Below are 12,600 nucleotides of genomic sequence, written 5' to 3'. Positions count from 1 at the left end.
CTAGCCAAAAAGATTCTCTTTCTGTTGTCTCCAATCTAGGGCGCAAGCCGTAAAGAAATGCTGAAAATCAATAGCTTTGCGTCTGTCCCGACAAAAGCGCCTCGCGCAGCGAGACCTCGGCCCAGCTGCCACTGCCGCCTGCGGCGCGGATCAGTTTCCACTGCTCCAGCGCAAGACCGTATTTTCCTTCAGCTACAAACCCTTGCCCCATGTAAGACCGCGCCAGATGGTTCTGTGGATCCAGCGCAATGGCACGAGTGTAATAGGACATGGCCTGGTCCCGATAGCCCTGCTTACGATAGGTAAAGCCCCAATAGGTCAGCACCCGGCTGTCCATCTGGTCAGGCATCGCCGCCAGCACCGCCTGCGCGTCGCCATAGCGCCCAGCATAGGCGAGTTCGCGCACGGCGTCATACATTTCATCCGGGTCGAGCGAGGAGTGTTTGGGCGCGACGCAGCGCTGTTTCTGATCGTCCCAGACCTTGGCGCCCTTGCAGGTCTTGGTGGTGTTGGTTGGCTTTGGCGCGGCGCTGTCATCGCTCCCCGCCGCCAATGACTGGCCTGCAAAGCCGGTGGCAAAAGCAGCCGAGAGCGCCAGCGCAGGCAGCGCGGCACAGCTGGCCCGCAGCACCGATGCGGGCAGAGAGCGGGCGAAGAGGGCGGTTCGTGTCAGGATGGCAGGCATGGGATTGTCCTTTTGTCGCGCGCGCCGCGGATCTGCGGCCTGAGGTGTCTTCACCTTAGAGGGTGGACCACCGGGGCGGGATAACAAGACAGTGAGGCGCAGCGGCACGAAAAAGGCCGCCCTGCGTGTGGCAGAGCGGCCTGTGCAATCACAGAGATCACAGGTTGGCTTAGTCGCCAAACACCCGGGCAAAAATCGTGTCGACGTGTTTGGTGTGATAGCCCATGTCGAATTTCTCGTTGATCGCCTCTTCGCCAAGGGCGGCAACCACATCGGCATCCGCCAGCAGCAGCTCGCGGAAATCAACACGATCTTCCCAGACCTTCAGGGCGTTGCGCTGCACCATGGAATAGGCGTCCTCGCGGCTGACACCCGCCTGCGTCAGCGCCAGCAGCACCCGCTGCGACATAACGAGGCCGGGGAATTTGTTCATGTTGTCCAGCATGTTCTCAGGGAAGACCAGCATCTTGTCGATGACGCCGGCCAGACGGTTGAGCGCAAAATCCAGGGTCACGGTCGCATCCGGGCCGATGCCGCGCTCCACCGAGGAGTGCGAGATATCGCGCTCATGCCACAGCGCCACGTTTTCCATCGCCGGGATCACCGCCATCCGCACCAGGCGCGCAAGGCCGGTGAGGTTTTCGGTCAGAACCGGGTTCTTCTTGTGCGGCATTGCCGAGGAGCCTTTCTGGCCCATCGAGAAGAATTCGGCGCCTTCCAGCACCTCGGTGCGCTGCATGTGGCGGATTTCCACTGCGATATTCTCGATCGACGACGCGATGACGCCCAGCGTGGCAAAGAACATTGCGTGACGGTCGCGCGGGATCACCTGTGTGGAGATCGGCTCGGGGCTGAGGCCGAGCTGCTCGCAGACATGTTCTTCAACGCGCGGGTCGATATTGGCAAAGGTGCCAACCGCGCCGGAAATTGCACCGGTGGCAACTTCGGCGCGGGCATTTTGCAGACGCTGCTTGTTGCGGTCCATTTCGGCATAGAAACGGGCAAAGGTCAGACCCATGGTGGTCGGCTCGGCGTGGATGCCATGTGAGCGGCCGACGCGCACGGTGTCCTTGTGCTCCAGCGCGCGTTTCTTCAGCGCGGCGAGCACCTTGTCGACGCCCTCGAGCAGGATGTCGGCGGCACGCACCAGCTGCACATTGAGGCAGGTGTCCAGCACGTCCGACGATGTCATGCCCTGATGCACAAAGCGCGCTTCCTCGGAGCCGACATGTTCGGCCAGATGGGTCAGAAAGGCGATGACGTCATGTTTGGTCACGGCCTCGATCTCGTCGATGCGGGCGACGTCGAATTCCACGTCCTTGGCTTTCCATACCGCGTCGGCGTTCTCGCGCGGGATCACGCCGAGGTTCGCCATGGCTTCGCAGGCATGTGCCTCGATTTCGTACCAGATCTTGAATTTGGTTTCCGGCGACCAGATGGCAACCATTTCAGGACGGGAATAGCGGGGGATCATGGGCAGCAGCACCTTATTGTAGCAGGGCAGAAGGGAAGCGGATGATGCCGCGCGTCTTAGAGCAGCGCGCCTCACAGGGCAAGGGCGCGGAGCCAGCCCGCGACAGAAAGCGCCCGATTTCAGCTGTCTTATGTCTCGCATCCGGCGCATCGGTGCGTTCTGCGCCACTGATAGGGAGGCAGACGGCATCCGTTACGGGGCCGGCAGCCAGCGGCGACATCCGCCCGCCCAACAAATGCCGTCGTCAGCGCAGGGTCAGAACGGCAGATGTGCCGGATCCACCTCAACCTCCGCCTGATCCAGCCGCGTCGTCACCTTGGCGCCATGTTCCAGCGTGCGATGCACCGGACAGCGGTCGGCGATATCCATCAGCTTGGCGCGTTGATCTGCGCTTAGGGGGCCGGTCAGATAGATCACGCGGGTAAACTGGTCGATCTGCGCCGGACCCGAGGGCAGGGCATCCTGCGCATGGACCTTGTCATGGCAGACATCGACGCTGACGCCTTCCAGCGGCCAGCCCTTGCGCCGGGCATACATGCGGATGGTCATGGAGGTACAGGCGCCGAGACCGGCGGCGATAAACCCATAGGGTGTCATGCCACGATTGCTGCCGCCATAGGCCAACGGTTCATCGGCGTAGGTGTGATGACGGGGGCCGGACTGGATATCCTGCAAAAAGCCGTTCGGATCCGCTTCGGTGACGCGCAGCACGCCTTCGGGGGCACCGGGGGGCGGAGCAGGTGGCGACAGGTCGATATAGCGCCCGGCCCAGGTGGCGATGAGGTCAGCGGCATATTCGGCATCACGGGGACGCGAGATCAGGTGGTCGGCATCGTCCAGCGTGACAAAGCTCTTGGGGTGTCTGGCCGCCATGAACAGCTCTGCTGCATTGTCGATGCTAACGGTGGCATCCAGCGGCGCATGCATCACCAGAAGCGCGGCATCCAGATCGGCAACGGCGCTGGTCAGCGCCTCGCTGCGGATGTCGTCGACGAATTGCTTGCGGATCAGGAACGGGCGGTCGGCAAGGCAGACCTCGGCCGCACCTTCGGTCTCGATCTGCTCCAGCGCCTCGCCAAACTGATGCGCCACATGGGCCGGATCGGAGGGCGCGCCAAGCGTCACCACGCCGCGCACCGACGGCAGGCCTGCACGGGCGCGCAGCACCGCAGCGCCGCCCAGCGAATGACCGATCAGCAGCGCAGGCGCCAGCCCGCGCCCCGCCAGATATTGTCCCGCCGCCACCAGATCGGCGACATTTGAGCTGAAGTTGGTATTGGAAAACTCGCCATCGGAATGACCCAGACCGGTGAAATCAAACCGCAGGACGGCAATTCCCATCGCCGCCAGACGGGCCGAGATACGCCGCGCCGCCGGGATGTCCTTGGAACAGGTGAAACAATGCGCAAACAGCGCCGTTGACAGGATCGGCCCTTCGGGTAGATCCAGTCGCGCAGCCAGCTGGTCACCGGAGTGACCGGAAAAGGAAATGCGTTCGGTGGGCATAGGAATGGCCTTTATCTGGGGGTCGCCCTAAGGTGCGGCGACAGCCGGGCAGGTACAAGCCATCAGGCCCCGACGTCACGGGAAGGTGAGGGATATTGACAACAAATACGACCCTGGATCACTGCGCGGGGATCGGCGCATTCACCCCGCTGGATGCGCGTGACCGGCAGATGTGGCAGCGCCTGACCACGTTTTGCGCGCGCGAGCCAAGGGCGTTTGAACGGGATCCGGCAATCGGCCATGTGACCGGATCCGCCTTTGTGCTGTCGCAGGATCTCTCTGCGGTGCTGCTCACCCATCATGCCAAACTGGACCGGTGGTTACAGTTGGGCGGACATTGCGACGGCATCGCCGATGCAGGGTTCACCGCCTGGAAAGAGGCCTATGAGGAAAGCGGGCTCAGCCGGATCAGCCGTATTGGGGAGCAGGTGTTCGACATCGACATTCACGAGATCCCGGCCAATGGCCGCGAGGCGGCGCATCTGCACTACGATGTGCGCTACCTGTTTCGCCCGAGGCAGGCGAAATCCGGGCCACTACGGAATCAAAGGCGCTGGCCTGGGTGCCGCTGGCAGAGCTGTCGCAATATAGTTCCGCGCGCAGTGTGCTGATCCTGAAAGATAAACTCGCCCGGTGGCAAAGCGGAGGCACCTGACGGCGCCACGGGTTCAGCGGTCTCTCCCCCAGCGGGAAAGCGCCCGCCAGTGGGCGCTCTGCCCAGGCTCTTTGCGCGACGCCCTGCGGGTCACTTCCCGCCCGCGGTGCCCATCAACGCCGGATCGAACGGGTAGGTGGTGAGGTTCTCATAGCCGGTTTCGGTAATCAGCACCTGATCCTCCAGCTTGATCGAGAAATCGCCGCCTTCGGGGCTGACCAGTGCCTCGACACAGAGCACCATGCCCGGCTCCAGCTCATAGTCGAAAGCGCCCTCGACCATTTGATCGGGATAGGCGACCAGCGGCCATTCATCACAGAGCCCGACACCGTGCATCATGCAGCCGTATTTCTGTTTCTGGAACTGAGCATCCAGCAGATGGCAGCTGCGCGACAGCTCCTGCAGATTCACGCCCGGTTTCAGCATCTCCATATTGCTGCGGATGTGCTCAACCCCGTGCTGCATCGCATAGATCATATCGGCAGGCGGCGCGCGGTCGCCGATCCACCAGCTGCGCGAGATGTCGATACAGATCCCGTACGAACCGACCAGATCGGTGTCAAAGCTGATGATTTCGTTGTTCTGGATGATGCGTCCGCCGCATTCCTGAAACCACGGGTTGGTGCGCGGGCCAGAGGTCAGCAGCCGGGTTTCGATCCATTCGCCACCCCGGCGGATGTTTTCGGCGTGCAGCACTGCCCAGACGTCATCTTCGCTGATCTGACCGCCGGGGATGGCGCTGCGGGCATAGCGCTCCATCGCGGCGACAGCTGTTTCACAGGCGTGATTGGCGCAGCGCATGGCGCGGATCTCATCGGGGCCTTTCACGGCGCGGCATTTCTCGGTCAGCTCCTCGCCGGGGAAGACCTCCAGCCCCTGTGCTTCGAGCGCGCGCAACCCGTGCAGCATGATCTTGTCCACCGCGATCCGCCTGTTGCCGCCGCTGTGGGCGCGCAACAGCTCACGCACCTCATTGGCAAAGACATCCGCCGCCACATCCACCTTGTCGCCGCGATCAAAGTAGAACAGATCCGCCCCGGCGCGCTGTTCGCGCACCAGCGGGTTGAATTCGCTGAGGAAAGGCGCCTGTTTGTAGTCCCACATCACCATGTAGCCGTCAGCGCAGATCAAGAGTGCGCGAAACGGGTTATGGGTGTTCCACAGCTGCATATTGGTGGAGTCGGTGGCGTAGCGGATGTTCATTGGGTCAAACACCAGGAGGCCGCCGTAGTCGCGATCGTTGATGAACCGGGTCAGCCGCTCCCAGCGGTAGCGGCGCATCGCCTGAAGATCAGGCAGTTGCAACCCTGCGGCGGCCCATTCGCGATAGGCCAGTTGGGTGGGGCCGATTTCGACCCGGTCCTGATCGTTGGGCGTATTGTCGCCAAGGGTGGCGCCGCGCGTGGGGTCAATCTTGCGGGTGTCGCGGTAGTGCTCGTTCATCTCCGGCTCCATCTCTGGACAGGTCTGTCCAAAGTGGCGCGGGGCTTGCGCCGGTGTCGCTGCCAAATACGACCGTTCGGACGGTCGTTTTCAGGCTGATGCGCAAGCTTGCGGATGAAATGACAGGCTTTGCTTGCTACAAGGTGGCATGAATGAGATTCTGCAAACCCGCCTGCCGTATAATCCCCTGGAAGAGCGCAAGCTGCCCGGCATCCAGCCGCTGGCGCCAGAAGACTGGCTCTATTTCGATGCCGCCTTCGCCGCGCAGATGACGGAGCGCGAGCGGCTGCTGACAACTCAGCGGGCGGCGGTTCTGCAATGCGGGCCGGGGGCGATGCCCGCTGCCTGCGAGTTGCTGGAGGCGGTTCTGGCGCAGCTCTACCCGGAGGCGGCGCCGTCTCGGCCAGGCCATGTGCTCCGGCCTGACGGGGTGCAGGTGCAGCTGGACTGGGAGGATCCCCTCGGCACGCTGGGGCGGATCGCGCAGCAGGATTTCTGCATTCTGGAAAAACCGCAGGGGGCGGATGAGCATGTGCTGACCGGGGCGGTGCTGTGCTTCCCGGCGAACTGGACCTTGGCGGAGAAATACCTGCGTCCGCTGATCGCCATCCATGCGCCTGTCGACAGCTATGATGCGGGCATTGCGGCGCGGGTGCAGCGGCTGTTTGACGGGGTCCAGCAGGGTCGCCCGATGTGGCGGTTCAATGCGCTGTGGTACGCCGATCCCACATTGCATCAGCCGCGCCGGGTCAGCGGGGATCGTCCACGTCCGGCGGCGGATGACGCCGGGTATCTGCGCAGCGAACGGCAGACGATCCTGCGGCTGCCGCGCAGTCGCGCGGTTGTTTTCAGCATCCACACGAGCGTGCTGGCCCGTGCGGATGTCTTGGCCCAATGGGGGGCACCGGCTGCATCGGCCTAGAGCGGGTGCGGCTCTAGAAGGCGATGGCAGCCGAGCTTTGCAGGGCCAGCAGCGCAGTTGCGCCACAGATGATATGCAGATGGCCGCGCAGCTGCGGGCTGTGCAGAATATGGGCCACCGCCGAGAGCATACGCGGCGGCACAGCCGCCAGCAGACCACCGATCCGGGCCATGTCGTAGTGGGCAGCCCGCGGATGTTGCAGGATGGCCTTGGTGCGTGCCCGCGCCCTGTTACGCGCCTCGATGGCGTGGCGACCGGTGGCGCGGAGTTCCGATGAGTCGAGCATGGCCGCGCAATGTTCGGCAAGCTGTGCAGCGGTGACATCGACCGGCTCGAAACAGGCCCGGCCGCGTAGCCGTCCCTGGGGTCGTTGTTTGGGATCGGCTGCGGATTGCGACGCGTCCGGCGCAGCGATCTGCGGCGCAATAACGGCGGAGGTGTCAGCCGCAGCGTCTGTCGGCGCGGTCACTGGTGATACGGTCAGCAACACCTCCGGCGGTACGGTTGCAGTCCCGTCTGCTGACCCGTCTAGCGGGGTGGGCATAGCCGCCTCGGAGGGTGTTTCGACCTCTGAAGCGTCCGAAAACGCACCAAGAAAGGCCGCCCGGGTCAGCGTGACGGGGGTGTCCAGCCAATCCACCGTCGCCACCTCAAGCTCTTCTGTCAGGCGGCGCAGGACCACCGCCAGCAGCAGCTCGCTCAGCTCGGCGTCGCAATGGTCAGGATGGTTCGGGGTAAGCGTCACATTCAGCGCGCTGCGCAGCCGCGTCTCGGTGCAGTCCGCATCGGCGCTGTTGGCCCGCGTCGGCTTGATCGGATGGCGCAGATAGCGCAGTTCAATGCGATAATGATCGCACTCAAGCAGGATCAGATTGGGGCTGCGGGATCGGAACTGCCGCACGGCGTGACCATATTCCTCCAGCGTATCGACCACCGAGGCCGAGCTGCTGGACAAGGCCTCCGGGTGTCGGGCCTCAAAGCCGAGCTTGCCTTTGTACTGAACTGACTGTGTCACCGTCGGGATCCTCCGCTCAGATGTTTCAACAATTAAGTTAAAATTTGAAATGGTGGAAAGTGAGGCGACGACAGGCGATTGGTAAAATAATCCTTAGGTTATTTGAATGCGTCGGTGACTCTAGCTATCATTTTGAAAATGTTGATATTTCTTGCCAGTCAACCTGCTGTCACGCGACGAATGGGGCGAAACATGGGCGGGGAATGGTCACATTGATGCCGCAGCGATTGCCAATCGCCGCCAATCACTTGCAGTGTTTCCGATCAGTTGACGTAAGGGGAGCGTGTCAGCGGCGGGGGTGGCCGGAATCCGGTATGACGCGGGCCGCCGCTAAGCAAGGCCAAGTATGAAACGGGCAACATACCACCCGGTCAGCGCGAGCAAAGCCCAGCCCGTCGCCGCCAGCAGCGCGCGTGAGATGCGATTTGGCCGGTAGGCCGCAAAAAGGCAGATGAGCGCCACGATCGGCATGGCGATGGGCAGTAGAACAGCAAGGATCATGCGGCGATGGAGACCGAGCGGCGGGGGGATGTCAAATCAAAAGTCGCCCCGTTGGATCTGCACGCAATATCGCGTCGGCGAAGCGCCATGATCATATGCCGTAGCCACCCACATCTGACGAGGACGACGGCGAGCTGAGCTGCTGCGGCGCATATGAAAAAGGCGCCCCCCGAAGGGAGCGCCCAGTCAGCCTGCGTGATCGGGGATCAGCAGCTGTAGTACATGCCGTATTCCACCGGATGCGGGGTGTGTTCGTAGGTTTCCACCTCTTCCATCTTGAGGGCGATATAGCCTTCGATCTGGTCCTTGGTGAACACGTCGCCCTGCAACAGGAAGTCATGGTCGGCCGCCAGCGATTCCAGCGCTTCGCGCAGGCTGCCGCAGACGGTGGGGATGCCGGCCAGCTCTTCTGCGGGCAGGTCGTAGAGGTTCTTGTCCATGGCTTCGCCCGGATCAATCTTGTTCTTGATCCCGTCAAGGCCGGCCATCAGCAGGGCGGAGAAGGCCAGGTAGGGGTTTGCGGCCGGATCTGGGAAACGGGCTTCGACGCGCTTGGCCTTCGGGCTCTCGGTCCATGGGATCCGCACGCAGCCGGAGCGGTTGCGGGCGGAATAGGCGCGCAGAACCGGGGCCTCAAAGCCGGGGATCAGGCGCTTGTAGGAGTTGGTCGAGGGATTGGTGAAGGCGTTCAGGGTCTTGGCGTGCTTCAGGATGCCACCAATGAAATACAGCGCTTCCTGGCTGAGATCGGCATATTTGTCGCCCGCGAACAGCGGCTTGCCGTCCTTCCAGATCGACATGTTCACATGCATGCCGGTGCCGTTGTCGCCATAGATCGGCTTCGGCATGAAGGTTGCGGATTTGCCGTAGGCATGTGCCACGTTGTGGATCACATATTTGTATTTCTGCAGCTCGTCGGCCTGTTTGGTCAGGCTGTCAAAGATCAGGCCCAGCTCGTGCTGGCACGAGGCCACCTCGTGATGGTGCTTGTCCACCTTCATGCCCAGACGCTTCATGGTCGAGAGCATTTCGGAGCGCAGGTCCTGGGCTTCGTCGATCGGGTTCACCGGGAAATAGCCGCCCTTCAGACCCGGACGGTGGCCCATGTTGCCCATTTCATATTCGGTATCGGTGTTCCAGGAGGCGTCGGTGGCGTCGACCTCGAAGGAGACTTTGTTGATGGTGTTGGAGAAGCGCACATCATCAAACAGGAAGAATTCTGCCTCGGGGCCCATATAGGCCACATCGCCGATGCCGGAGGATTTCAGATAGGCCTCTGCCTTCTGCGCGGTGCCGCGCGGATCGCGGGGGTAGGCTTCGCCGGTATCGGGCTCAACCACGGAGCAATGGATGCAGATGGTCTTTTCGGCATAGAACGGATCGACATAGGCCGAGCTGGTGTCGAGGATCAGTTTCATGTCGGAGTTTTCGATCGACTTCCAGCCGGCGATGGAGGAGCCATCGAACATGAAGCCCTCTTCGAGGAAATCTTCATCCACCAGGTCGACGTCCACGGTCACGTGCTGGAGCTTGCCCCGCACATCGGTGAAACGGATGTCGACATAGGCGGCATCTTCGTCTTTGATCATCTTCAGAACTGCGTCTGCGCTCATTTCCAATGGTCCTTCTGATCTTTTTGTCTTGAGAGTGTCCGGGCTGGCCTGCCGCGCGGCGACAGGGACAGCCGAGTATTATGTGGTCAGGCTCAGAGCGCGTCCGAACCGGTTTCCCCGGTGCGGATGCGGATTGCCTGCTCAACGGGCGAGACAAAGATTTTGCCGTCGCCGATCTTGTCGGTCTTGGCTGCTGCCACAATCGCCTCGATGGCGGCATCAACCTGATCATCGTCCAGAACCACCTCGATTTTCACCTTCGGCAGGAAATCGACGACATATTCGGCGCCACGGTAGAGCTCGGTATGACCTTTCTGACGGCCAAACCCCTTGACCTCGATCACCGAAAGACCCTGTACGCCCACGTCCTGCAAGGCTTCTTTCACCTCGTCGAGTTTGAACGGCTTGATGATGGCTTCGATCTTTTTCATCGGGGTGACTCCTCGCAACCTTGTCGAGAGAGGTCAGATCACTTCTACTGAGCCGCGACAACAAGAGCTGCAAGCGCTGCGGCGAAACTGCGCAGGATTTCATCGGATGTGCCTAAAAATTAGGCAGTGCGCCCGTTTTATGCGCAGTTCTGAATCCGCGTCACCGTTTGCTGCCCCAATCGAGAGGTCAAAGGAATGAGCGAATTGCTGACCGCTGCCCAGATGCGCGCCATTGAACAGGCCGCCATCTGCTCTGGCGAGGTCACCGGTCTGGAGCTGATGGAGCGGGCAGGGCGGGGCGTGGTCGAGGCCATTTTCGAGGAATGGCCGGAGCTGGCGGGGCCTGCGGCTAGCCAAATGGGGGGCGCTGCCCCCCGGCCTGCGGCCTCCCCCCGGGATATTTCTGGCCAGAAGAACGGTGCCGAAGGACCCTACCGTGCCGTGGTACTCTGCGGGCCGGGCAACAATGGCGGCGACGGTTTTGTTGTGGCGCGACTGTTGAAGCAGCGCGGCTGGGAGGTGGAGGTGTTCCTTTATGGAGACCCGGACAAGCTGCCGACGGATGCGAAGGTGAATTATGAGCGGTGGCGGGAGCTGGGAGCAGTCGTTCCATATGTCGACACTGGGAGTGGCGCATTTGCACTGGATCCTGCAAAGCACCGGGAAAACACTCTTCTTGTTGATGCGCTGTTTGGAACTGGACTTACGCGGCCGGTCGAGACGTTCAATTCGTTTGGCTGGCTAACCGAGATAACCGAGTGGCGTCTGTCAGAAAGCTCCAGAACGGGTGCTTTCCCGGCGCCCCGCGTGGTCTCAATTGACCTACCCAGCGGGGCGTGCACGGACTCTGGAAAACTGCTGCGTAGTAAGGAACCGGCACGGGAATTTGAGGCAATCCGCGCTGATCTCACAGTGACCTTTCACAGCCGGAAGTTGGCGCATGTCCTGGCAGATGGACCCGAGCAGTCAGGCAGGGTTGTGGTCAAAAGCATCGGCCTGAAAACAGGGCAAGGTGCCGCAACTGGCGGCGTCGTGACCTCGGTTGCGCCACAGATAATGTCGAAGCGAAGCGGTCATCACAAATACACCCACGGCCACGCCCTCATCCTCTCCGGCGGACATGGCCGGACCGGTGCCGCGCGTCTTGCCGCCCGCGGAGCGCTTCGCATCGGGGCAGGGCTGGTGACCGTCGGCTCGCCGCGATCGGCGACGATGGAAAATGCCAGTCAGCTGACGGCGATCATGCTGCGGCAGATCGACGGCGCGCATGGGGTCAGCGAGCTTCTGGAGGACAAGCGGTTCAATGCGGTCTGCCTTGGCCCCGGATTGGGGCGCGGGGCCGACACCCAGGCTGTGGTCATGGCGGTGCTGAAGGAAAAACGCGCCACTGTTCTGGATGCTGATGCGCTGACCCGGTTCGAGCTGAAACCCGACGTCCTGTTTGAGGCCCTGCACGACACCTGCGTGATCACGCCCCATGGCGGCGAGTTTGCCCGGCTGTTCCCGGATATCGCAGAAAAACTGGCAGCACCCGCCACCTCCGGTCCCGCCTATTCCAAGGTCGACGCCACCCGTGAGGCGGCCAGACGCGCGGGCTGCGTGGTGCTGTTCAAGGGGCCGGATACGGTGATCGCCGCGCCGGACGGGCGCTGCTCGGTCAATTCCGCCCATTACGAGCGCTCCGCGCCCTGGCTGGCCACCGCCGGGTCGGGCGATGTGCTGGCAGGCTTCATCACCGGGCTGCTGGCGCGCGGGTTTTCCCCGATGCAGGCGTCCGAGACCGCCGCCTATATTCACGTCGAATGCGCGCTGGAATTCGGTCCCGGGCTGATTGCCGAGGATCTGCCCGAGCAGATCCCCTGCGTGTTGCGCAGGCTTGAGGGGCGAACCGGATAGCCGGGGCAGGGCGCGGGTGAAAAAGTTGCGCCCGAACCGCGCTTTCCCTTTTGCATCCGTCAAAAAGCTTTGCTATTGAGCGCTTCACGGTGGCTGTGACCACCGACAGGATGCGGGTGTGGCGAAATTGGTAGACGCACCAGATTTAGGTTCTGGCGCCGCAAGGCGTGGGGGTTCAAGTCCCTCCACCCGCACCATTTTTCACAGATCCTCTAGGATGACCCGGCCTATTGGGGCCGGTCTACCCCTTTGGCACCAGCTTTGACTTTCGCCCTTCGCGGCATCTGCGCCTAGCACCATGTCGCCATCGGCGGGGCGGTGGATGCCATGCGTGGGGCTCTGGCTGATCTGCGTCGTCTCGATCTGACCACGCCGGTTTTTGATCGGCACCTGCGCCGCTGCCTGACTGGCGCGGATCGACCCATTGGAGGATATCTTTGGCGGATATGATGAAACGCC

10 protein-coding genes and 1 tRNA gene are annotated in these 12,600 nt (G+C 62.2%); 4 read left to right on the top strand and 7 right to left on the bottom strand.

What is annotated here, in order from left to right; genetic code table 11:
• Positions 1–67: 67 nt before the first annotated feature.
• From WLQ66_RS08105 to WLQ66_RS08095, 3 genes are all read right to left on the bottom strand, one after another.
• Positions 68–685, bottom strand: a complete 618-nt coding sequence (locus WLQ66_RS08105) for a tetratricopeptide repeat protein (RefSeq protein ID WP_340545821.1) — start codon at positions 683–685, stop codon at positions 68–70.
• 169 nt (positions 686–854) lie between these two features.
• Complete coding sequence (gene purB, locus WLQ66_RS08100; protein ID WP_340545820.1) at positions 855–2,159, bottom strand: adenylosuccinate lyase; 1,305 nt, start codon at positions 2,157–2,159, stop codon at positions 855–857.
• 255 nt (positions 2,160–2,414) lie between these two features.
• Positions 2,415–3,665 (bottom strand): bifunctional alpha/beta hydrolase/OsmC family protein, encoded by a 1,251-nt coding sequence (locus WLQ66_RS08095; protein WP_340545819.1) that lies wholly within the window; start codon positions 3,663–3,665, stop codon positions 2,415–2,417.
• 95 nt (positions 3,666–3,760) lie between these two features.
• On the opposite strand from WLQ66_RS08095, the gene WLQ66_RS08090 reads away from it, so the two are divergent.
• Positions 3,761–4,276: an NUDIX hydrolase gene (locus WLQ66_RS08090; protein ID WP_340545818.1), complete on the top strand. Its 516-nt coding sequence runs from the start codon at positions 3,761–3,763 to the stop codon at positions 4,274–4,276.
• 134 nt (positions 4,277–4,410) lie between these two features.
• Here the strand turns inward: WLQ66_RS08090 and dddP are convergent, their stop codons facing one another.
• Positions 4,411–5,763 carry a dimethylsulfonioproprionate lyase DddP gene (dddP, locus tag WLQ66_RS08085; protein ID WP_340545817.1) on the bottom strand — a complete coding sequence of 451 codons (1,353 nt, stop codon included), beginning with the start codon at positions 5,761–5,763 and terminating at the stop codon, positions 4,411–4,413.
• Between the two features lie 148 nt (positions 5,764–5,911).
• Between dddP and WLQ66_RS08080 the strand changes: the two genes are divergently transcribed.
• Positions 5,912–6,685 (top strand): heme-dependent oxidative N-demethylase family protein, encoded by a 774-nt coding sequence (locus tag WLQ66_RS08080; protein WP_340545816.1) that lies wholly within the window; start codon positions 5,912–5,914, stop codon positions 6,683–6,685.
• Positions 6,686–6,698: 13 nt separating this feature from the next.
• On the opposite strand, the gene WLQ66_RS08075 is transcribed toward WLQ66_RS08080, so the two are convergent.
• The 3 genes from WLQ66_RS08075 to WLQ66_RS08065 form a co-directional block, all read right to left on the bottom strand.
• Positions 6,699–7,700: a hypothetical protein gene (locus tag WLQ66_RS08075; RefSeq protein WP_340545815.1), complete on the bottom strand. Its 1,002-nt coding sequence runs from the start codon at positions 7,698–7,700 to the stop codon at positions 6,699–6,701.
• 707 nt (positions 7,701–8,407) lie between these two features.
• Entirely contained in the window at positions 8,408–9,814 is a 1,407-nt protein-coding gene (gene glnA / locus WLQ66_RS08070) for a type I glutamate--ammonia ligase (RefSeq protein WP_340545814.1), read from the bottom strand.
• A gap of 92 nt (positions 9,815–9,906) precedes the next feature.
• Complete coding sequence (locus WLQ66_RS08065) at positions 9,907–10,245, bottom strand: P-II family nitrogen regulator (protein ID WP_014874894.1); 339 nt, start codon at positions 10,243–10,245, stop codon at positions 9,907–9,909.
• A gap of 195 nt (positions 10,246–10,440) precedes the next feature.
• On the opposite strand from WLQ66_RS08065, the gene WLQ66_RS08060 reads away from it, so the two are divergent.
• Positions 10,441–12,141: an NAD(P)H-hydrate dehydratase gene (locus tag WLQ66_RS08060; RefSeq protein ID WP_340545813.1), complete on the top strand. Its 1,701-nt coding sequence runs from the start codon at positions 10,441–10,443 to the stop codon at positions 12,139–12,141.
• A 112-nt stretch (positions 12,142–12,253) separates the two neighbouring features.
• Positions 12,254–12,338: transfer RNA gene (locus tag WLQ66_RS08055), tRNA-Leu, on the top strand.
• The last annotated feature ends 262 nt before the right edge of the window (positions 12,339–12,600 follow it).

The organism is Phaeobacter sp. A36a-5a (assembly GCF_037911135.1).
Lineage (GTDB): Bacteria > Pseudomonadota > Alphaproteobacteria > Rhodobacterales > Rhodobacteraceae > Phaeobacter > Phaeobacter bryozoorum.
The sequence above is the reverse complement of the archived record's forward strand: the minus strand, read 5'-3'. Positions and strand labels throughout refer to the sequence as shown.

Excerpts from the sequence above, each read along its gene's own strand:
- WLQ66_RS08105 (WP_340545821.1), bottom strand. The coding sequence starts at position 685 with ATGCCTGCCATCCTGACACGAACCGCCCTCTTCGCCCGCTCTCTGCCC.
- purB (WP_340545820.1), bottom strand. The coding sequence starts at position 2,159 with ATGATCCCCCGCTATTCCCGTCCTGAAATGGTTGCCATCTGGTCGCCG.
- WLQ66_RS08095 (WP_340545819.1), bottom strand. The coding sequence starts at position 3,665 with ATGCCCACCGAACGCATTTCCTTTTCCGGTCACTCCGGTGACCAGCTG.
- dddP (WP_340545817.1), bottom strand. The coding sequence starts at position 5,763 with ATGAACGAGCACTACCGCGACACCCGCAAGATTGACCCCACGCGCGGC.
- WLQ66_RS08080 (WP_340545816.1), top strand. The coding sequence starts at position 5,912 with ATGAATGAGATTCTGCAAACCCGCCTGCCGTATAATCCCCTGGAAGAG.
- glnA (WP_340545814.1), bottom strand. The coding sequence starts at position 9,814 with ATGAGCGCAGACGCAGTTCTGAAGATGATCAAAGACGAAGATGCCGCC.
- WLQ66_RS08065 (WP_014874894.1), bottom strand. The coding sequence starts at position 10,245 with ATGAAAAAGATCGAAGCCATCATCAAGCCGTTCAAACTCGACGAGGTG.
- WLQ66_RS08060 (WP_340545813.1), top strand. The coding sequence starts at position 10,441 with ATGAGCGAATTGCTGACCGCTGCCCAGATGCGCGCCATTGAACAGGCC.